This is a genomic window from Staphylococcus pseudoxylosus (assembly GCF_044794325.1).
GTDB classification, from domain to species: domain Bacteria; phylum Bacillota; class Bacilli; order Staphylococcales; family Staphylococcaceae; genus Staphylococcus; species Staphylococcus pseudoxylosus.
The window spans coordinates 60,565-82,855 of sequence record NZ_CP085024.1 but is presented as its reverse complement, the minus strand read 5'-3'; the positions used below and the strand labels follow the sequence as shown (position 1 = coordinate 82,855).

At 31.0% G+C, this 22,291-nt stretch carries 20 protein-coding genes and 2 pseudogenes; 5 read left to right on the top strand and 17 right to left on the bottom strand.

What is annotated here, in order from left to right; all coding sequences use genetic code 11:
* Positions 1-286 precede the first annotated feature (286 nt).
* Complete coding sequence (locus LG295_RS00390; protein WP_107557479.1) at positions 287-964, bottom strand: SDR family oxidoreductase; 678 nt, start codon at positions 962-964, stop codon at positions 287-289.
* Positions 965-1,115: 151 nt separating this feature from the next.
* On the opposite strand from LG295_RS00390, the gene LG295_RS00385 reads away from it, so the two are divergent.
* Complete coding sequence (locus tag LG295_RS00385) at positions 1,116-1,670, top strand: TetR/AcrR family transcriptional regulator (RefSeq protein WP_325999241.1); 555 nt, start codon at positions 1,116-1,118, stop codon at positions 1,668-1,670.
* A gap of 22 nt (positions 1,671-1,692) precedes the next feature.
* On the opposite strand, the gene LG295_RS00380 is transcribed toward LG295_RS00385, so the two are convergent.
* The 8 genes from LG295_RS00380 to LG295_RS00345 form a co-directional block, all read right to left on the bottom strand.
* Positions 1,693-1,776, bottom strand: coding sequence for a helix-turn-helix domain-containing protein (locus tag LG295_RS00380; protein ID WP_107557477.1), 84 nt, complete (start codon positions 1,774-1,776; stop codon positions 1,693-1,695).
* A 231-nt stretch (positions 1,777-2,007) separates the two neighbouring features.
* Entirely contained in the window at positions 2,008-2,553 is a 546-nt protein-coding gene (locus tag LG295_RS00375) for a YdhK family protein (protein WP_107557476.1), read from the bottom strand.
* A gap of 18 nt (positions 2,554-2,571) precedes the next feature.
* Positions 2,572-4,593, bottom strand: coding sequence for a heavy metal translocating P-type ATPase (locus LG295_RS00370; protein WP_107557475.1), 2,022 nt, complete (start codon positions 4,591-4,593; stop codon positions 2,572-2,574).
* 416 nt (positions 4,594-5,009) lie between these two features.
* Positions 5,010-5,798, bottom strand: a complete 789-nt coding sequence (gene phnX / locus LG295_RS00365) for a phosphonoacetaldehyde hydrolase (protein ID WP_107557474.1) — start codon at positions 5,796-5,798, stop codon at positions 5,010-5,012.
* 2 nt (positions 5,799-5,800) lie between these two features.
* Positions 5,801-6,895, bottom strand: a complete 1,095-nt coding sequence (gene phnW / locus LG295_RS00360; RefSeq protein WP_107557473.1) for a 2-aminoethylphosphonate--pyruvate transaminase — start codon at positions 6,893-6,895, stop codon at positions 5,801-5,803.
* A 13-nt stretch (positions 6,896-6,908) separates the two neighbouring features.
* Positions 6,909-7,910 (bottom strand): extracellular solute-binding protein, encoded by a 1,002-nt coding sequence (locus LG295_RS00355; protein ID WP_107557472.1) that lies wholly within the window; start codon positions 7,908-7,910, stop codon positions 6,909-6,911.
* The gene (locus tag LG295_RS00350) at positions 7,911-9,536 is read right to left on the bottom strand and encodes an ABC transporter permease subunit (RefSeq protein WP_318832489.1); all 1,626 of its coding nucleotides are present in this window, start codon (positions 9,534-9,536) and stop codon (positions 7,911-7,913) included.
* Positions 9,526-10,281 (bottom strand): ABC transporter ATP-binding protein, encoded by a 756-nt coding sequence (locus LG295_RS00345; protein WP_069793302.1) that lies wholly within the window; start codon positions 10,279-10,281, stop codon positions 9,526-9,528. The genes LG295_RS00350 and LG295_RS00345 overlap by 11 nt, the downstream gene beginning before the upstream one ends.
* A gap of 143 nt (positions 10,282-10,424) precedes the next feature.
* Here LG295_RS00345 and LG295_RS00340 point away from each other — a divergent pair, with 143 nt between their 5' ends.
* Positions 10,425-11,174, top strand: a complete 750-nt coding sequence (locus tag LG295_RS00340; protein WP_107557469.1) for a DeoR/GlpR family DNA-binding transcription regulator — start codon at positions 10,425-10,427, stop codon at positions 11,172-11,174.
* Positions 11,175-11,640: 466 nt separating this feature from the next.
* Here LG295_RS00340 and LG295_RS00335 read toward each other — a convergent pair.
* From LG295_RS00335 to LG295_RS00320, 4 genes and pseudogenes are all read right to left on the bottom strand, one after another.
* A pseudogene (locus LG295_RS00335) lies at positions 11,641-11,793 on the bottom strand (MBL fold metallo-hydrolase); the annotation flags it as partial.
* A gap of 60 nt (positions 11,794-11,853) precedes the next feature.
* Positions 11,854-12,543: a type 1 glutamine amidotransferase domain-containing protein gene (locus tag LG295_RS00330; RefSeq protein WP_107557468.1), complete on the bottom strand. Its 690-nt coding sequence runs from the start codon at positions 12,541-12,543 to the stop codon at positions 11,854-11,856.
* A gap of 4 nt (positions 12,544-12,547) precedes the next feature.
* Entirely contained in the window at positions 12,548-13,468 is a 921-nt protein-coding gene (locus LG295_RS00325) for an NAD-dependent epimerase/dehydratase family protein (RefSeq protein ID WP_107557467.1), read from the bottom strand.
* 98 nt (positions 13,469-13,566) lie between these two features.
* The gene (locus LG295_RS00320; RefSeq protein ID WP_107557466.1) at positions 13,567-14,520 is read right to left on the bottom strand and encodes an alpha/beta hydrolase; all 954 of its coding nucleotides are present in this window, start codon (positions 14,518-14,520) and stop codon (positions 13,567-13,569) included.
* A 398-nt stretch (positions 14,521-14,918) separates the two neighbouring features.
* Here LG295_RS00320 and LG295_RS00315 point away from each other — a divergent pair, with 398 nt between their 5' ends.
* Positions 14,919-16,172 carry an acetyl-CoA carboxylase biotin carboxylase subunit family protein gene (locus LG295_RS00315; RefSeq protein WP_107557465.1) on the top strand — a complete coding sequence of 418 codons (1,254 nt, stop codon included), beginning with the start codon at positions 14,919-14,921 and terminating at the stop codon, positions 16,170-16,172.
* Positions 16,165-17,268, top strand: coding sequence for a hypothetical protein (locus tag LG295_RS00310; protein ID WP_404476073.1), 1,104 nt, complete (start codon positions 16,165-16,167; stop codon positions 17,266-17,268). The genes LG295_RS00315 and LG295_RS00310 overlap by 8 nt, the downstream gene beginning before the upstream one ends.
* 76 nt (positions 17,269-17,344) lie before the next feature.
* On the opposite strand, the pseudogene LG295_RS00305 reads toward LG295_RS00310, so the two are convergent.
* The 4 genes and pseudogenes from LG295_RS00305 to LG295_RS00290 form a co-directional block, all read right to left on the bottom strand.
* Positions 17,345-17,892: pseudogene (locus LG295_RS00305) on the bottom strand (DJ-1/PfpI family protein).
* 574 nt (positions 17,893-18,466) lie between these two features.
* Complete coding sequence (locus LG295_RS00300; RefSeq protein ID WP_107557461.1) at positions 18,467-19,051, bottom strand: hypothetical protein; 585 nt, start codon at positions 19,049-19,051, stop codon at positions 18,467-18,469.
* 660 nt (positions 19,052-19,711) lie between these two features.
* On the bottom strand, positions 19,712-20,152 hold the full coding sequence (locus tag LG295_RS00295) for an antibiotic biosynthesis monooxygenase (protein ID WP_230623014.1): 441 nt from the start codon (positions 20,150-20,152) through the stop codon (positions 19,712-19,714).
* A gap of 21 nt (positions 20,153-20,173) precedes the next feature.
* Entirely contained in the window at positions 20,174-21,547 is a 1,374-nt protein-coding gene (locus tag LG295_RS00290) for a cryptochrome/photolyase family protein (RefSeq protein ID WP_404476071.1), read from the bottom strand.
* A 183-nt stretch (positions 21,548-21,730) separates the two neighbouring features.
* Between LG295_RS00290 and LG295_RS00285 the strand changes: the two genes are divergently transcribed.
* Complete coding sequence (locus LG295_RS00285) at positions 21,731-22,156, top strand: pyridoxamine 5'-phosphate oxidase family protein (protein ID WP_016911010.1); 426 nt, start codon at positions 21,731-21,733, stop codon at positions 22,154-22,156.
* Positions 22,157-22,291 lie beyond the last annotated feature (135 nt).

Genomic DNA, 22,291 nt, shown 5'->3' with positions numbered 1-22,291 from the left:
CAGGATCAAATTAGCCCCTGAGAGAAAAGCATTATCTATATTTAAATCCCTTGTTCACGTAACGCTCGTCATCAGTAATTATATTAATGCAACATTTATGTATTAGCTACACCGATGTAATTAAATAGACGATTAGTAAAACCTACACCCCTCACTATTGCTGATAGTGAGGGGCTAGTCTATGTTATTCACTTGATAAATGTTTTATAACATCCTAATACAGTAAAACATAAATTGTTTAATTAATATAAAAATAAATTTTTATCATTTAAGCACAATACACAAATTAGAAAATATCAGATTGTTTAAGATCTTTTGGGAAGGTTTCTTCAAACTTTTCTCTTTGGTTATATAAATTATACCATGCTTCTGCAATCAAATTTGGGTCTCCTACTGTTCCAGGTTCTATCACTGTTCCTATTGAAAGATGTCTTATAAATATGTTTTTATCTTCCAGTTGAGTGTAGAGGCTTTCAGCATAATTACGTAAGCCAGCTCCTATAATTCCAGCATTTCCAGCAAAAGGTAAAGGGAATATTGTAGATACACCTGTTGTAAATAGAATTGCCCCATCCTCTTTATTTATCATATCTGGTAAAACGTCGTTAACCAACTGAATTGATGGGAATAGATAAGTTTTTAACATTTCTGATACACTATCTGGCGTAGTTTCTAATATATTTGTAAATTTATCTTCTTTGGCGTAAGGGCTAAACTCTATGACATCAATCGAACCAAACTCAATTTTAATTGTTTGGATAGATTGTTTTAATGCTTCCAAGTCTGTGATATCTGCTATATAAGTTTTTGTCTCAATGTTTAAATTACTCAGTTCTTCTTGAATAACTTTTAATTTCGCAGCATTTCGAGAAATAGTTGCTACTCTAAATCCTTCAGCACCAAATTTTTTAGCTATAGATAGTCCTAAACCAGTACCTGCTCCTACAATGACTAATGTTTTCATTTTAAGTAGCTCCTTGTCTATGATATATTAAAACAACAAAGTGTTGCTTTAAGTAAAATATACAGCTAATAAAGTGGTATAACAATCAACAAACCATGCTTAAATGTTGCTATAGCAACAAGTACTTTAAATTGTTGAGGAGATGATTCAAATGGCAGAAAAAGTAAAAAATTTGAGAGTGACACATACGAAACAATCATTGATTAACGCCTTTTTTAGTTTAGTAGATAAAAAAGATTTTGAGAAAATAACAATAGCAGATATCACAAAAGGGGCCAAAGTAAATAGAGCAACATTTTATGCGCACTTTGAAGATAAATATGACTTAATCGACTATGTTATGGAAGGTTTTGCCACAGTTTCTATTGAGAACTATATTTCGGAAAACATGATTTTTAACGAAGAAAATATAAGTCAACTCATTTTAGCAGTTCATGATTTTTATCAAGAACCTAATATTGAATGCAGAAGTAGCTATGCTGGATTAGCATTACCTCAAATGAGAGAAAAAATGCTAAACGAGTTGACTAATGTTTTAACAATAAGTTTGAAAGGTGTTTATGAAGATAATGAAAAAGAAATATTTGTGCCTATTTTTGCACAAATGGTTCATGAAGCCGCATTACAGTTAGCTGATAGCAATGACACGATAGAGAAAGAAGCATTAGCTAAGAAAATTGCATTATTTATAGTTGGAAGAGCTTAATTTTTTAATTATAGAAAATATATTATTTTAGTAACCTATATACAGTTGGTCTAATTACTCCAGTTTGTTTAGCAATTTCTTCTACTGTAAATTTTGTTTTTCCCATAGTAAATTATTTTCTTCTACCTTATGATCACGTAATAAATGCGATCGTCTATAGACATAAATAGCTAAAGAACCTCTTAATTTATAGTTAAGAGGTTCTTTGTCAAAAATGAAAAATATTATATTGTTGATTAAATTAATTTATAGGTACAAAAATAGGTTGTTTTATTTTCAATCATCTATTTTCAAAAGTATATTCTTAAACATTTAATTATAGATGTTAATATTGTATTTAACGAGGTTTTAGTTCATCACCTATCATCCATTTATGATTTTTAACCATCTTATTATTTTTTGTCGATTTATAATCTAACATGTAGACAGTTGTGTTTTTTACATCATCTATTTTAGCTTGTGCACCTTTCATACCATCCATATGATCAGCTTCTAATTTAACTGTAGCGCCTTTTTCGAACCCTTTTTCAGGAGCATCTTTAATTTCTTCATTTACGACCCATTTATGATTATTTATTTTTTCATCCCCATTTGTAGGTTTATAACTGACAACATAAGCATGCGTTTTGTAGGCACCTTTAACTGTAGCTTCTGCGCTTTTCATGCCTGGCATATGAGCTGTTGTTATAGTCACTTTATCTCCTGGTTTAAACTTCCCTTTCTTAGTTGATGTCATATCCTCTAGAGCTTTACTTTCACTATTGTGATTCATGTGGTTTTCATGTTTTTGGTCTTTAGATTCTTCATTTTGTTCCTTGCTATTTGAGCAAGCAGATAATACTAAAATTGATGCTAATATAAGAAAAGTCGCTTTTTTAATCATGATAAAAACTCCTATCTACTATTTTAATTTCAGCGTGAAGGCGTTAATTGCAACGATAACTGTACTTAGTGACATTAACACTGCTCCTACAGCTGGAGAGAGAATTAAACCTATAAAAGCCAAAATACCAGCGGCTAAGGGAACAGCTATTATATTATATCCTGCACCCCACCATAAATTTTGAATCATCTTTCTCATGGTGTTTTTTGAAAGCGTCAAGAAATGGATAATGTCAGATGGATTACTTTTAACAAGAATAATATCACCTGACTCAACGGCAACATCTGTACCTGTACCAATTGCTATACCAATGTCAGCTCTTATAAGACTAGGAGCATCATTGATACCATCACCAACCATCATTACTTTCTTACCATTACTTTGATAATCTTTAATGATACTCTCTTTATCTTCTGGCATTAATTGTGCTTGTACATCATTGATACCTAATTCTTTGGCAACAACATGCGCTACTTCTTTATTATCGCCTGTTAGCATGACTGGTGTGATATTTCTGGATAATAAATCAGCTACCATCTGTTTAGAACTTACTTTAATTTTATCTCCTTGTGCGATGATACCAATAACTAGTTGTTCGTCAATTAAATAACTAATAGAATTACCTCGTTGAGCTAATGTTGTAAACAAGTCTTTGTCATAATCAAATTCATATTTATCAAGATAAGAAACATTTGTAATTTTGTACTTTTTATTATCAACTATGCCTTCTAACCCTACACCTGAAATATTATTCACATCCTGAGGTTCAACGTATGAAATGTTTTTCTCTGTCGCAAAATCTACAATACCTATTGCTAACGGGTGGTTAGATTGGCTTTCTAACGATGCAAACAGACTTATTACTGCATCATCACTCAAGTCAGCTTGCAAACTTTCAAAATGATTAACTGAAAAATTTCCTTCTGTAAGTGTGCCAGTTTTATCCATCATTACATAGTCTATATATTGTGCTAGTTCTATAGCCTCTCTATTTTTAATGATTAAGCCATTATGGGCAGCTATCGAAGTAGAACGAGCAGTTACTAAAGGTATTGCCAAGCCTAATGCGTGGGGACAAGCAATTACTAATACAGTTACTAGGCGTTCTAATGCGAAATCAATATTATTTTGAATAAACATCCACACGATAAATGCAATCAGACCAATACTTACCGCAAAATAGAACAAATAACCAGCGACTTTATCTGATAATAACTCAGCTTTTGATTTATCATTTTGCGCTTGATTAACAAGCTCCATCACTTGGGAAAGGTAACCATCTTCACCTACAGCTGTAACCTCAACCTGTATAGTTCCTGATCCATTAATAGAACCCCCAATAACATAGTCATTGTGGGTTTTTTGTATTTTTTTAGATTCCCCTGTGACTAATGATTCATCTACAAATGTTTGACCTTGAACGATAATTCCATCTGAAGGAAAACTTTCTCCGGCTCTCACTTCAACGATATCCCCAATAACGATGTCTGATATTTTAATTTCTACACGTTGATCATTATCCGTTACTTTAAAAGCACTATTAGGTAAAAGCTCTGCCATTTTCTTCAATGTATCTCCAGCATTTCCCACCGCATTCATTTCAACCCAATGACCTAATAACATAATTAAAATTAATGTAGCTAATTCCCAGAAAAAGTCCATCGTATGATCTGGTGTACTACTAATGTTATTCATATAAAAAGCGTACAAGCTATAAATATAAGCTACTGAAATTCCTAAAGCAACTAGTGTCATCATTCCTGGTTTTTTAACTTTAAGTTCATCTTTACCGCCAATTAAGAATGGTTTACCGCCATAAAGGAATAAAATTGTAGCAAGTATTAACACTACCCATTCAGAGCCTGAAAATGTGAATTGAAATGGTAATTTAACTCCCATCATTGGTGATAAAACAATGATAGGTATCGCAAAAATTAATGAGACAAAAAATTTAACTTTAAACTCACCATGATGGTGATGTTCGTGATCACTATGATGGTCATGGTTGTCATAGTGATCATGATGTTCATGGTTTGACAAATTAAAACCTCCTTAACTCCATACTTTTAATTATCATAACATTATATACCCTTATAGGGTATAATTAAAGCATTATACATACAAACAATTTCATCTATTCCCCAATCATTTAATATTCACTTTTTATTAACATAATTGATGATTAATAGAAAAATATACATATTAAAGTAATGCTCTTAAATCTTTCATAATTATATTTTTTAATAAAAATTGTTATTAAACCCATAATACTTAGTTTAAAAATCTTGAATATTTCGAGAGGAAGAAATTTATTCCCTTATGTTAACGAATTTGATAATTTTCATAGAAAAACACTTCCGAATAAACTCATTCTAAAGATGAATTCAACGAAAGTGTCTTTATTTTACATTCTATGTTTGAGATTATTTTAGTAAATAAAGAATGTCTTTAATGTTTTATTCTTTTTTATTTAATTCTTCTAATAATAGCGGTAATTCTGTTATATCTTGTAATACATAATCTGCCCCATTAGCTATAAATTTTTGTTTTGTTTCTTCTATAATTTTATTTTTTTCCTCTTTATTCAAATCATCCCACTCATTTTCTCTTAATCCAACAACTGAGCTGCCTTTAATAATACCCACTGCTGTAACACCACTATTAACTGCTTCTTTGATATCGGATACAGTATCTCCTACTTTTATTACTTCATGAACCGATTGTAATTTGAGTTGGCGCATATTTTCAAAAATCATATATGGATAGGGTCTACCATACCCCCCCACATCATCAGCTGTTACAATATGGTCAGGTGCATATCCCTTTTCTTTCGCAGCTGAACTCACTATTTTCATCATTTCTCTTGTATATCCTGTTGTAGAACCAATAACATATCCTTTTTCTCGAAGATCGTCTATGACTTCCGTCACATTAATTATTGGATCAGTAAATGATTTTAAATTCTTCATTAATAACTTTTCAAATTGATTATATAAATGATCTATGTCTTGTTCGCTATGTACTTTGCCGTATTGCATTTGCCACAATTGTTGTATTCTTGGCATTTCTAACATAGTTTGAATATGATCTCTTTTTAACATACCCATGGGTTCACGTGCTTCTTCTATTTTTACAGTAATACCAGCTTCTTTGAAGATATCTATGAATACATTTACAGGCGCAAAGCACCCAAAGTCAACTGTAGTACCAGCCCAATCGAATATAATTCCTTTGATTTTAGTCATATTTATTCCCCTCTCATTATTCGATATTGTTTTATTAATTTAATCATTAATTCAAAGTCATTTCGATGTAAATCGCCAATATTACCAATTCTAAATGAAGGTGTCTCCATTAATTTACCAGGATATAATACAAAATCCCTCTGTTTCATATATTCATAAAAAGCTTTAAACTCAAACGATTCATTAGGATATAAAAATGTAGTAATAATTGGTGATTGTACTGTACTTTTAACATAAGGTTCAAATCCAATTTTCTTCATTTCATTGATAATATACGTATTATTACTTTGGTATCGTTGATATCGTTGTTCTACACCGCCTTCTTCTTCTAATTCTATAATGGCTTGTCTGAAAGCTCCAACTGCGTGTGTGGGTGAAGTAAAACGCCATTTTCCATCTATATCCATATTTTTCCATTGATCATAAAGGTCTAGGGAGACACTCGATGCGTTCCCTTCACATAGTTCTAATGATGTTCGTTTGGCGATAACAAATCCAAATCCTGGCACACCTTGAATACATTTATTAGCACTACTAATTAAATAGTCAATATCTAATGCTTGTATATTGATTGGGACACCGCCAAAACTACTCATTGCATCTACTATTACTTGCAAGTTGTTTTGAGTAGCCATTTCGCATATTTCTTCGATTGGATTTAAAATACCTGTCGTTGTTTCACAATGAACAAATGCGATATGCGTAATTGAGGTGTCACTATCTATTATTTCCTTCAGTTCATTGATATTTGGTATTTCATTATATCCTAAATAGACTGGAGTAACGCTTTTTTTCATTACTTGCGCCATCTTAACCATTCTTTCACCATACGCACCATTGCTAATAATAAGTATATGATCATCATCGGATAATGCTGTCTGTAGTACACTCTCTACTACAAAACTGCCGCTCCCTTGTTGTAACACTGTCGTATACTTACTCGGATCTGTCATTCCTATTGTTAACAATTTTTGACGTATTAACTGTGTTAGACTTTTATAGTCAACGTCCCAAGTACATCGATCTTCTAGCATTTGCGCTTTTACTGTTTCCGTTGTTGTCAATGGTCCTGGTGTTAAAAGTTTATATTGTGACATAATAAACGCCTCCTTAGTTATTTTCTACTCGTTTTTTAGCATCATTAAAAATATCTTGATGTTTTTCTAATAATTCTACCGTTAAGCGTTCATCCCATTTTTTAGGATGTTTAGGCTTCTGTGCTCTCTCTACTTCTTCCCCTTGGTATAAAGGCACTGGATATGTTTTCAGTAAATCTTCACGGCCATGTTGTTGAATTGTTTGAACCATTTCCTGTGCTTTCTGTTGTTTCTTACCGCCCTTATTCACTACAGCTGCAGCTTCCACTAGTGAATAATTACCTTCTTTAGGGTCAATAAAATGTATCGGATTTCCATTCTGTTCAGATTTAACGGCTTGGGCCCTTAATCCAATACCAACAGCTACTTCCCCAGACTCTACTTTTTTAAGTGGCCCAGAACCTGAACTTTCTAAATGAGGTCCTGTATTATCAATTAATTTTTCTAAAATTTTGCTACCTTCGTCATTACCGTATTGTCCTAAAATGCTTTGAATGACTAACCACCCGGTTGAGGATTCCATAATATTTGGCATTGCAATTTGATTTTTGTATTCAGGTTGGGTCAAATCTTTTACTGTTTTAGGAATAGGTAAGCCTTGCTTTTCTAACGCTTTAGTATTCACAAATAAGGAACCCATATTTCCTAATAATGGAGTTATATAATTAGGAAAGGAATCAATAGCCTTTTTCTGTTTTTCTGCTTCCATTGAGGCAAACATATTATTTTTATCTTGTGCACTTTCTAAGTAATAAGTAGATTGTGTAACAACATCTGCTTCAATATTTTTACCTTCTGCAATCATTTTCCCTCCTAATTCAGCAGTAGAATGTGGCTGAATAATATATTCTCCTTTAAAGCCATGTTGGTCTAAAGTTTTTTCCATAACAGTAATAGCTTCTTCATCAGAATTCGTTGCAATGACGACTTTATCGGTAGATGAGCCAAGACCAAAATACGAAAAATATAACAGTATTAGGCATAGTAATACACCAACAAACAGTTTCCATTTCATTTAGCTCTCCCCTTTTCTACTTTGTGACTTTAGCCACCAACTCGTTAACAGTCGCGCAATAACATTAGTAAGAAAAATCAAAATTGAAAGGATAAAGATATCTACAAAGCGATTAAAGTGTTGTAGCTGATTAATTTGTGTAGATACGATTTGTGTCGATGTCGACACTAAAAAGATCACACCACTAATAGTTACCATTGCATTGATAAAATAATAATTAACCATTTCTACGATAGTTGTTTTCATGTTAGGAATAATAATTTTGAATACTGTCTCCATCCAAGTATCTCGCATTAATGTACTTGTTGTATCCCACGAGGGATCTAGCTTATCTAACGCAGACTTAGCCATTAAGAATGGTGTCGTATAGTAATGCACTACAATGCTCAAAATAATGATAAGAAATGTGCCTTTAATGCTACTATTTTGGAAAAACAATAAATATGAAAGACCTAAAATCATTCCTGGAACGGTATTCGTAACCATCGACATCATTTTCAACACTTGTTTCCCATATAATTGAGTACGCACAGTAATGAGCGCACTAAAGAAACTAATAATAGTCCCAAAGACTGCTGTTGCTACAGCTACAAATAATGCTTGAATATAAATATGAATCAAAATATCATCTTGAAATAATTTAATTACATGCATCAATGTAAAGTTCAATTGATACGGATAACGTTCTGTAAAAGGTACGATAAACATAACCATGAATATTAATAAAATAACAGTGCTCAGTATAAAATTCGCACCATTCATAATATTGTCATGAATAGGTCGTTTTTTGACACTAGTATGGTTATCTCCTTGTTGTCTCACATTCCATTTTTCTATCACTGACAAGAATATAAAGCCGGAGACTGCTGGAATAAGCATTAGTACCGCAATTACTGCACCTTCTGCAAATTTAGGTATAGATCCTAAAATCATTTGATACAATGAGGTTGCTATAACGTTATAATCCGCACCTATCGATGCTGGAATCCCAAAATCAGTAAAACTTAATATAAATGACAATACAAAAGCATTTGCAATCGGAATTAATAATGGTCTTAATAATGTATGATAGAAACGTCTCCACCTATTATCTTTCATAATTAGTGAAATGTAATAAAATCTATGGTCTACATAATTAAATGCATTTGAGATAATGAAATAGGCTGCTGGTAATGTATAGATTACATAACCAATAAAAAGACCATTTTTACCATAAATCGTAAATGGTGCATCACCTAATATACGAGCTAATATCCCCTCATTACCAAATAGATACATAAGTATAAAACCATATGTAATTGTCGGTACAAGCATTGGTAACAACACCATTGTTTTATTATATGTTTTAACCCAACTCGCTCCGTGTGTCATATGAATTGTATAAGCTGCAAAAAAAGCTAATATAGTTGTCACAGTAGCCGCTAACAACGATATTTTGATACTATTAAATAATGAAGTCACTATAGTTTTGTTATTTAAAATATCATCATAATAATGTAAGCTAAGTTGACCATCACTGATAATTGAACGTCCTAATAAGAAAATAATAGGTATAACAAGAAATATAAGAAAAAATAAAATAATAAGTGTAAATAATATACGCTGACTATAAATTTTAGGCACCATAGGATGCTCCAAATAGTTGATAAATATGATTTCTTTTCACTTTAAGCTGGTCTAAAATAAATTGTTCGACAAATTTATTTTTCGGTTCATTAATAATATTATCTGGCGTACCAAATTGTGCTACCTTTCCATTTTCTATTACAACCACCTTATCAGCCATAGTTAAGGCTTCCTCTGGGTCATGGGTTACAATGATTGTCGTTAAATTTAGTGTTTTTGCTATTTTTTGAATCATATCTTTAATAGATTCTTTAATTACACCATCTAATGCGCTCAACGGCTCATCCATCAATAAAATTTTAGGTTCCATAGCAATCGTTCTTGCAATAGATACACGTTGCTTTTGCCCTCCTGACAATTCATGTATCTTTTTATATAAATGTGGTCTAAGCTCGAGCAATTCTATTAAATCAGTCACCTTTTTATCATATGGATTTTTCTTCAAATTTTTTAAACCGTAAATTATATTTTCGTAAGCATTTAAATGTGGAAACAAGCAATAATCTTGAAATACAATATTAAAATCACGTTTGTGCATTGGCTTATTTTGAATAACTTCATTATTATAAATAATTTCTCCAGCACTTACTTCTGTCAAACCTAAAATCATATTTAATAACGTTGTTTTGCCACAACCACTCGGGCCAAGTAAACTAACAATTTCTCCATTGTTGATAGCTAAGTTAATATCATTTAGAACTTCATTATTTTTATATTTTTTTGAAACATTTTTTAATTCTAACAATGTAGCACCTCCAATTTGCTATACTAAAAGTATACAAATTGTTTATTAACCTCATGTTAAACAAATGTAAAAAATGATTAAGTGTTGACTAATTAATTACCAACTGTTTAATATATTACTATATAATTTAGGAGGATTCCACTATGTTACCTACTGAAAGAAGACGTAAAATAATTAAAGTACTTGAAGAAAACGATTTTATGAAATTGAAATCGTTACAAGAAAATTTAGATATTTCTATGGAAACATTAAGAAGAGATGTTCAAAAATTAGCTAAAGAAGATTTGATTACTAAAGAATATGGAGGCATCCGTATCAAAAAAGAGCAAAATGGGGAATCAATGATTGAACAACGCTTATCTTTAAACTTAGCTAAGAAAGAAGAGATTGCTAAAAAAGCAACCAATGAAATTAAAAATGGAGATTGTATCTTTTTAGATAGTGGCTCTACTACTTTACAAATTGCTAAAAACTTAACTTATCATGAGAACCTAACTATCATTACTAATTCTATCCCGGTCATGTTACAAACATTAAACCAAGGTCACACAGTAATTAGCATAGGAGGAAAAGTGCGTAAATCAGAACAATCTATTACAAGTTTTGATTTTTTATTTAATTTTGATCGGTTAAATATTGAAAAATCATTTATTTGTTGTAGTGGTTTTTCCTCAAATAATGGCATTACTGATTACAGTTTAGAAGAAGTTGAAACACGTCGCAGAATATTACAAATGTCTAAAATTAATTACCTTACAGCAGACAGTAGTAAATTAAATAAAACTGTGACTATAAAAATATGTGATTTTAACGAACTTGATGTATTAATCTGCGATAACGAATTAAATGAAAGTGATAAAGAGAAATTAATTAATGAAATATGTATCATTTAACTTTAAAATATAGATTGTCATTACTTTCTAAAAATTTTTATTAACCGTTCCCACTAGTATTAGTAAATTAGATAAAGATAATTATCAAAAAATGAAGCTAAAAATAGCCTAATAATTAACGATTTTCTTACTCGTTTCATAAACAAACTTTTGTATTTGGGAAGTTATTTTTAACATCATTTATCTTATGTTACTTTATCTATTGGTTTGATGATGATAAATAATAAATATAATAAATTAATAGGAGAGAACAGAAATTATACTGTTCTCTCCTACTTGCTAATATTTATAGTTTGTATACTAATAAAGTAATTAAGTCCCATTACATAAATTTAGATGAATTTTATTGTTACTGAAAATTCATCGTAATCTTCATCTCCATTAAAAATAGTGAAGCAATTTTATTTCATCATACATTTACATAGAAATAATACCTAAATTTAAAAATAACTCATTATTGTCATAATTATTTAAATAATGCTGGGAATGCTTGATAGCCTTCTCTCATGTTAACAATATTTGTAAATCCTCTGTATTCTAAGACCCCCACAGCGATAGAATTTCTAACTCCAGATAGACAATTTATTTATATTTTGTCCCTTTCATCAAAGGGACGATTGCGTTTAATAATTTACCGTTAAAATGGGGGTTTTAAAAAGCTGAGCAAAATTTGCTCAGCTTAATTTTTATTAAGTATATTATCAACAGCTTGTGCAACTTGTTTTGGTGATTGTGGATTTTGTCCGGTAACCAGTCTATTGTCAACTTTAACATAGGGAATAAATGGCACTTTGGCTTTACTGTAAAACGCTTCACGTTTTTTTATTTCATTCTCTAACATAAATGGTACGATTTTTTTACGATTAGCTAAAATTTCTTCAGTATTAGAAAAACCAGTTATTTCTTTATTATCAATAAAGTACCTGCCATTTTCATCTTTTACATTCAGTAACGCAGCTATACCATGGCACACTGCAGCAACAATACCTCCATGATTATAAACTTCATTTATTGCATGTTGTATGGCTTCATTATTAGGGAAATCAAACATTACCCCATGCCCGCCAGTAAAGTAAATCACATCATATTCGGAAGGTTTTGCTTCATTTATAGATTGAGAATTACTTAACACACCCATAAATGATTCATTGTTGTAATACTTTTTAGTCATACTATCTAACATAAATGGTTTTAAGCTAACCGGGTCAATTGGTGTACTCCCCCCGTTAATATTAAATAAATCAATTTGATAATTTTTAGAGTTAAAATGATCATAGAAATGAACAAGTTCTCCAAGCCATAGTCCTGTCGCTTTACTGCTGCCTTCAAAATAATCGGTACTTGTATTAACTATCATAATTTTTTTCATTACTTTAATCTCCTTTTAAAATATTTCTAATACCTTCTTCATATGTTGTAACTTTAAAGTCAGGAAAGTTTTCTTTAAATTTGTTAGATTTAAAGACATTGTCATACTTATATCTTGGTAACAACTCTGTAAGTTCTTTAACTTGTTGGTTAAATAAACTACCTATTTTAAATAGCCACATCGGTACAATCGTATAATTAATTTTTCTACCTAATATCTTTTCTGCTTTACTCATTATTTCTTTATAAGTGATACTGTCATCGGTCGGTAAATGCCAAGTTTCACCATATGCATCAGGCGTATTACCTAATAGTACTAAAGCGCGACTTGCATCCGGAGTCCAAATAAGCGTCCGTAATACAGCGTCATTTACAGGAACAAATGCTCGTTTATCATTTTTCACTCGATTAAATACTAAAGAATTCGTTATACTTTGAGTCAATCCAGGCCCATAAAATTCTGGTGCTCGGCCAATAACTGCATCAATAGATTTGTCTTTCATAGCTGACAACAAAATTTCAGCCATATTAGCACGAACTTGTGATTTTCTACCTACTGGAACAAACGGACTATTTTCTACTTGAACGTCAGCGTTTTTCTCATACATATATGTATTATCAAAAAATGCTAACTTAGTATTTGTTTCTTGGCATGCTTTAACTACATTTTCCATAATTATAGGAAATTTATTTTCCCACATTTCTGAATTAGCAGGTAGACCCACAGCAAAATATACAATTTCGCTTCCTTTAACGGCTTTATAAGTATCCTCGTAGTTCATTAAATCTGCTGCTACTAATTCATCAGTATCATGAATTTTTTTAGGCTTTCTGCCAACTAATCGAATATCTTTAGTATAGTTATTATAAATTTCCTTTGCTATTTCTTGTCCAATTTGTCCATTACTTCCTAATACTGTTTGCATGTTGACAACTCCTTTTGAATTTTAAAAAAGTGAATCAATTCCTTTCATTGATCCACTTTATATAACATCAATTTATATATGATAAATTAACGATTTTATTATTGATTATTCTTTTTATTAATCCATTTTGTCGATACGTCCATAGCAGCGCGTGTCGCATTTGTTTGATCCATAGAATTTACCATAACAAAATCATGAATAATACCTTGAAATCTCATTTGTGTTACCTCTACGCCAGCTTCTCTTAGTTTGTTCGCATACGCTTCACCTTCATCACGTAATACATCAGCTTCAGCATTTAAAATCATGGCACTCGGTAACTCTTTTAAATCTTCTATTGATGCTCGAAGAGGAGAAGCTGTTATTTCTGCTCTTTCCTTAGGATCTGTCGTATATTGATCCCAAAACCACTTCATGCCTTCTTTAGCTAAAAAATAGTTTTCAGCAAATTGATTATATGACTCAGTATCAAACTCAGCATTTGTTACTGGATAGTATAGTAATTGTTGGTTGATTGGTAAGCCTTGGCGTTGTTCGGTCATTATTGTCATAACCGTAGCCATATTACCGCCCACTGAGTCCCCTGCAACTGTAAGCTTATTGATATCTAGTTTTTTCTCATCAGCAACTTCTTTTAATTGTTGTAAAACATCGTAATTTTGTTCAATTGCTGTTGGATACTTCGCTTCGGGTGAAAGTGTATATTCTGGAAAAACAACGACCGAATTCGTTCTTACGGCTAACTCTCTAACTAATTTATCATGTGTTTTAGTACTACCGAATACCCAACCAGCGCCGTGTATATAAAAAATGACAGGCAGTGTATCTTTATTTCCTTCTGGACGTATAAAACGCACTGGCACATCTCCATATTTTTCAGTTGTAAATGTTGTATCTTCAATATCTACATTGTATTTTTCGACTGAGGATGATTGCACTTCTTCTAGTAAAGCTCTACCATCTTTAGGCTCTAATTCATAAATACGAGGATGTGGTTTATTAGCTTCACTAAATTCTTGAGCAGCTTGTTCCAAAACGACTTTATTGACCATAATTAACAATCTCCTTCAACATTAAAATTTTTACTCTATATAAGAATAATATTATTACACTATCCTTATGTTCAGACATATAAACGTAAGGGTAAAAATTTTTATACGGTTTCTTTGTTTTTATATTCTCCTCAGAGGAAGTTGTAAGTTCTTTTAGCCAAAGTAATGTGTCTCCTAAGTCAGAACTATAATACCATTTTAACCCTCCTTGTTTAAGCGCTAACAAAAACTACTATATATATTAAGTAAATATTCTTGAGTTTATATTTTTAAAGCTAACTTCTTCTAAGAAGCATCTATAAAGACATTCTACAATTCATTACTCTATCATTTTATAACTTAAATTTATATGGTATTATTTTTATATAATAAATATTTCATAAAACGAGGAGGCTAATATGAAAGCATATCTATTGTTGTTAGGTGCAGATCAGTTTCTTAGAGAACGCTCTTATGCAGGGGGTAAAGCAATCGGAGATTTTCAAATTTGGACAGCTATTAAAAATGCGAAATATCAATATAATTCATATTTTGATTATTGTATAAATGCCAATCCTTTAAGCTATGAAGAATTAAAAAGTGAAATAGCTTATCATAAATCTCAAGGTTACGAACCAAAAGCTATCGTTCCTTTAAATGATTGGACGCTAAAAGTAGCCAACAGACTAAATCAAGACTACGGTTTGCCTTACCTTGATGAACAAGTTATCGATGCGTGTAGAAATAAACACATCATGAAATCCATATTTGATCAAGTTAATATTCCCACACCAAAGTCTATGTATTTTGATAATGCTTCACAATTAAAACAGCTCATGAATGAATTTAATTTTCCAGTCATTATAAAGCCAGTTGATTTTGGAGGTAGTGGCGGTGTTTATTTAGCTAATAATAAACAAGAATGTATGGATGCCTATACTAAATCGAAACAAACGATGGAGATTTATGCAGACGACTTTCAAGTATCTAAGAGTGAATTCCTAATCGAAGCATTTATTGATAGTGATGACGAAGTTTCAGTTGAAGTATTGTGCGGCCACAATTTCTATGAAGTCATTACCGTTACAGAGAAATATTTATCACCTAGACCGTGGTTTACTGAAATGGGTCATTTAGTTCCCAGTTTCAGGTATAAGGATACAAATATTAAAGACCTTGCAATACAAGCCTGTAAATCTTTAGGTATTACGCTTGGCATCGCTCATGTTGAAATAAAAATAAAAGACAACAACCTCTATGTCATAGAAGCTGCAGCTAGACCTGGTGGCGATGCTATTATGGATTTAGTCGAATCTTCTTATGACATTAACCCCTACAAACTTCATATATCTATGTATATCAATAATGAAGTAAAGCCTACATATGCATTTACGCCCAAAAAAGCATCTGCCATAGCGTTTATGAAAGCACAAAAAGGTAAGATAATGCACATTCATTATCCAGATGTATCAAAAGATACCGAAATCAAAAAAATAAATGTCTTTAAAAATATTGGGGATACCGTAACTGATCCTGAAAATTGGAGTAATCGTGAGGGGCTTATTCAGTTTAACTGGCCTGAGTTACCAACTACAAAAACATACAAACATATTAACAGAGCCAATGCATTAGCAAATAAGATTTTTGATTGCAGTGATGCTCACAATGACTAACTATTTAACCATTACTGCGCTATACCGATTTATTTGCGGTGGTTTAATCCTCATTATAAATTGGGAACTAGCAAACCCTGAATCTACCAGTGAATTAGCAATTGCTACAATTCTTTCATTTGTTCCAGCAATATTCACTCCATTTCTAATAAAGTTATTCTTTAAAAATTATTCAGGTGCTGCCCTTACAAAATTATCTTTCATAATTCTATTTTATATAGTCATTGTCATAACGGTATGCTATCAAAATGCACTGCAATTAATTATTCTAAACTTTACTTTATGGGTTATATTTTTTCTGTTGGAAACAAGTTTAGAATTTTGGTTTTCACAATTAGTTGAAAAGAAAAGTGAACGATTTATTAACCAATATATTTCACTTTCAATGACAATAAATCAAGTTGCTTTAATGATCGGTCCTTTATTTGTTTCAGTCATCATTACATTTATTGCTCTGCGTTGGATATTTTTAATGTATGCCTTGACCTATCTACTTCTTTACTTTGCCATTAGGAAACAACATAAGGATAATCAACTTCTTTCTAAAGATGAGGAAGTTCATACTAAAGAATCTGTAAAATTTATACATTATTTCATAAGTATGCTTATGTGGCCAATATTAGGAACTATCAACTTCATGTTACCTACTTTTACAACCTTTAAAAGTGGAGAAGTTCATGAAGTCGCACTATTAGACTGTGCTTTAGGTCTAGGAATGGCTTTGATTGGGATGATACTCAGTAAATTTCTATCTCATAATTGGTTACACTTATTTTTTATAGTAAGTATTTCTATCACTGTCTTGTGGTATTGGGCTGCAGACGCGCTTGTACTTAAATTGCTATTAATGTTATTGTTCGGTTTCATTTTTGGTGGCGCAAGAATTATTTTCAGGAAAATCGTTGTTACAACATATTCGAGTCATACTGTAAAACACATTTATTCCCTGGGAAATGCTTTAGGTCTCCCAGCCCTTGCACTCTGTATTTATCTAAGTATATTAAATTTAAACTTTGTTTGGTTCCCATCATTTATTTTATTAATTGTACTGATGCTTTTATTGAAAATTGATATTTCAGAACATAAATATCTTTGACTAAATCAAAAATACTCCTATAATATGCGGTTATCTACAATATAAATCCTTCATATTGATGAAGGGCTGTTTTAAGCTATTTGAATAAATCAATTGATTTCATTAACTGATGAAAATCTTCAATTTTATGCATTTTATTCAACTTATACCGGTATTCCAATGTATATGATTCAAATACGTTTACCTTTTTCAAAACTTCCTTAGCAAATTCTATTGGCGCAATACCTGACGCAGTAATTAAATTTTTATCAGACACAGCCGACCTCATTTCAAAATATTTTTCACCCTTATAATTAGGACATATCATTTTAGTATATTCTAAATTATTACTCGTGTGTTTCCTAGTATCTAAATAGCCACTACTAGCTAAAGCATCCACTGCACCACAAATTGCAGCAATAACAACGCCTTCTTCTAATGCACTTCCAACCTTTTCTATGATTGGCTGATGTACTTGGTCATTCCAGTTCGTTCCTCCAGGTAAAATTAAAAGGTTATTACGCTTTAACTTGCACTCATTTTGAGTCATATCTGGCGTTATATGTAATTCACTCATCGTTTTTACTTTTTCTTATTAGCACCTACAGTAACTACGTTTAATGTGTCTATACTTAGTTTGTTTATCTACTTCATTAATAAATGAATCTTTTCCGACTTGATCCCTACCATTAATGATTAAGATTTTGGTAAACGATTATTTGTAGGTAATTGAATTACATTGTTTGTAGCCATATAAATATCCTCCGATTAGTTAAGTAGTAATTTCTATATATTTATATCTACAAAAATGAATATGTAAGTGATAAGGAGAGTATTTTTAAAGAAGTTGCTTGAAATATAATTTTTAAAAAAAGAATGTAGATTTTACTTTTTGTTTAATTTATGTAAGTATGATAAAGAAAGAATATATATATAAAGGAGAGTTCAAATGAAGGATTGGAAAAACTATCAGACGGCTTTATTCATAATAAGTGTAATCTTTTTTCTAGGATTCTTATTAGATTTCATTGATGTATTTTCATTCGGAGAAACTTTTAGATTAGTATTTTTATTCATATTTACTCTTTCAACGTCAATATATCTTTTTGAACGTGAAAAGATTGCTTCAATTTTATTTATCCTTAGTTCAATTTTAATATTATTAGGAATAATTTTTTAAATTAAAAAGAGGGGTATTATCCCCTCTTTTGTGTTTATATTAATAAGGTTTTGCCCATGTGATTTTGTATACCCATTTCTTAACTGGTTTTTGATAAGGATTTTCTCTAACTAATCTTTTAGTAGCTGTGCCACCAACAGTTACACCATTATGTTTAGAAGATGTTATAACTCCAGAAATTACACTAAATGCGCCACCTGAAACAGTAGCAACTGTTCCACCACTTAATAATCCACTAACAATTGTTATAACTCCACCAATTGTTGCTGCACCACCTGCGAGTTGGTTTTTAGATATTTTTTGAGACCACTGTTTAGTTGCTTCTCTTTGAATACCATCTTTACTTATTCCAAATTCCTCTTTAACTTGTTGAGGGTTTTGGCCAAGTTCTTCAAGTTGTTTATCAGATAAGTTAGCTGGATTAATGCTTACAGGTCCTTCTGCATTTTTAAAATCTTCATATGTAGTAACTTCTTTAATGTTTTCTTGGTCGTTATTTTGAAGACTTTCTGCTGTTGGTTTTTCAGCACTTTGTTCTGCGGCATAAATTGCTGGACTTGCCACCATTAGTAAAGATGCTACTGACATACTACCTAAAATTGACTTAGAAACGAATTTCTTCATAATTAAAAGACACTCCTTAGAAAATATTTTTTGCACAACTTTATTAATATAATATTATGTTGTCATATTATTAATTATTTCCTAAGTGTCTGATTTTAGTACGTAAGTGTCTTATGAATTTATAATAAAATAAGACTTTCATTCTAGATATTTAGAACAAATTCTCAAGAACTAGTTAAAAGACATCTTGAAGCATCGTATATATTTTATGTCCATTTGGCAAATGATAATGATTAATTATTTAGATAAATATAACTGGCACAATAATCATCGCATATGTAATCGTTATTTCTAAAAATTCAGGTTTATCTATAGTTTTCCTATATAGCATTGCTTGTTTCCAATAAATAGGGTATGCGTTAAATCATTAATTTAATGAATCACATACTAATGGAAAGTGGCTGATAGTCAAAACTGAATTCAAACCTAAGAGGGACAAAAAGTATATTTACGTGACATATACAATTTTGGGTCAAAACTTATAATTTTTACTAATGTCATTAACAAGGGAATCTTATCAAAAAAACGCATCACTTGTGATACGCTTCCCCTTATCAGTGATTTTGCTAAAATTTTTATATCGCTTAAAAAATAGGCAAGTTAGTATTTAAATAACTCGCCTATATGTTTGCAGAAATATCATTTAATTCAAAAATTATGTTATTTAAATTCTAAACTAATATTAAATGATAGGTTTCTGTTTACAATAGATTTATCAGCACCTTGCTTGGTTCCTCTATTTTTATGGGATGCTTTATATTCCTGAGACTCTTGCCAATGTTTGTAAGCTGCTTCATCTTGCCAAAACGTAATGATAACATGATGTTCATGTGTACTATGTGGCTTTAGAAATAATAGATTTTCAAACCCTTCAGTATTCTCTAGATGTTTATCTCTATTTAAGAACACACGCTCGAAGTCTGCCTCTAAACCAGGATTAGCATATAAATGGTTTAAAACTGCATAACCATATTGTGGCAAATCATTAATTTGTTCTAATATAGTATAGTGATATGTCACATTAAATCTATTAATAGTTACCTCATTATTATTTTTGTCTAAATAAATACGATGTATTTCATTTTTCAACAAATGAATCACTCCTTTTTATTGGATGATATGTCAAAATTGCTTAAATTTATCCATAACATAATCTCTACTATTTTTATGATTCACGATAGTCTGTGGATAATCTTTTCCAATTTCAATATGATAAATTTCTTGTAACTTGTCTTTATATTTAGTTGGATCATGAATGTATTTACTGCTCACATCATTGAATATTTCTAGCTGTGTTTTAATAAAATACCCTTGCGCATCAAAACGCTCACTTTGACGTATAGGATTAAACATTCTGAAATAAGGCACTGCATCTGTTCCAGTTGATGCTGACCACTGCCATCCATGTACATTAGATGCATTATCATAATCTATCAAATACTGTCTAAAGTACTCCTCCCCCCAAGTCCAATCAATAAATAAATTTTTCGTTAAAAATTGTGCTACGACCATTCGTAAGCGATTATGCATATATCCTGTACGATTCAGCTTCTTCATTGCAGCATCAACGATTGGGTAACCAGTTTGACCTTTTTTCCATACTTCAAAATGTGTTTTATTATACGACCATTGCATGTTTCGATATTTTTCAGAAAAAGATTTAGTTGCCGTTTCTGGATACTGTGTCATTAACACATAATAAAATTCACGGAATAGAACCTCTCTTATAAAAGCTTCATAATTTTTTTCATCGCTCTCATAATCTTCAAGTAAATCATTTATAATTTCACGAATATCGAGTAGTCCATATGCTAAATATTTACCTAATCCACTTACAAAATCCTGCGACACATCGTCAGTCAATTTATCATAATGAGCTATGTCACCATTTAAAAAATCATCCCAATCTTTACGCGCTAACTTTTCTATATCTTTATTATTTTCAAATTTTAAGTCACTTTGATTTGAACCCTTTTCCGCAATTTGAGACAACTGCTTAAATTGATAACTTTTTTTAGGGGTGTGTACTAAGTCCTGACGATTTGCTTTATAAAAACTAGTAAATACTTTATAAGGCTGTTGCTGTTTATTAAAAGTCTTTGTTGGCTCAAAGTAATGATTCACGCGCTGTCCAATTACTGTAACTTGGTGATTTTCAAAAGCCTTTTTTACATGAGGATAGTCATATATTTCTTTGTGATAACTCATAATATCTTTTGCTACTAATACGTGAGATAACGCCAATGTTTCTGCTAATTCACCTAGCTTTTCATATGTGACAATATAAGGTTGTATATCATGCTTATCTAAAGCATTTACAAATCCTTTTACAACTTTATGGTAATAGTCACGTTTTACTTCTGATGCGTCAGTTAAATCTTCTAAAGGTAAGATAAAATACAATTTATTTATCTCATTTTGATGCTTCACTATATATTGAAAAAGTGGATTATCTTTCGTTCTAAAAACTCTGTTAAGTATGACTCCTAAATGCATTTTATTGCCTCCCAGCTTGTTTCATACAAATTCACTTTATAATTGTCCTTTAACTTAAGATTGTGTTTTCAATCATATACCCGTTTTAGCTTTTGTATAATTCACTAAAAAATAAAATAAATTTTAATACCTTACATATTATAGGCAACTTCAGGGTATATTATTATCAGAGGTGATTAAATTATGAATAACGAACAATTACAAAATGAAATTGAAAATATATTAAATACATCAAAAATAGGTGTCCTATCTACTGCACATAACAATACACCTAATAGTAGATACATGGTATTTTATAATGATGGACACACACTTTATACTAAGACAAGCATTGAGTCTAAAAAAATTGCTGAATTTAAAGATAATCCCAAAGCTCATGTACTTATAGGTTACGATGAAACGAATAATCGTAGTTTTCTAGAAATTGATGCTAATGTTGAAATACTGAAAGATCAAGAGACTATTGATTGGATTTGGAACAAACAAGATAAGTCCTTTTTTGACTCTAAGGATGATCCAAACTTGTGTGTAATTAAAGTAATACCAAAATCCATAAAAATTATGAACGATAAAAAATTAGACACACCACAAACCATTACGTTCGATTAGTTAAAAAGGCGAGCCTGAGACATAAATAGATGTCTCAGGCTCCTTTTCAATTTGGCAGTAGGTGACTGAATTGAAAATGCTATTATATCAAGCTTTTTTCAATCCTAGTCACCCTTGCCGGGGTGGGACTACGAA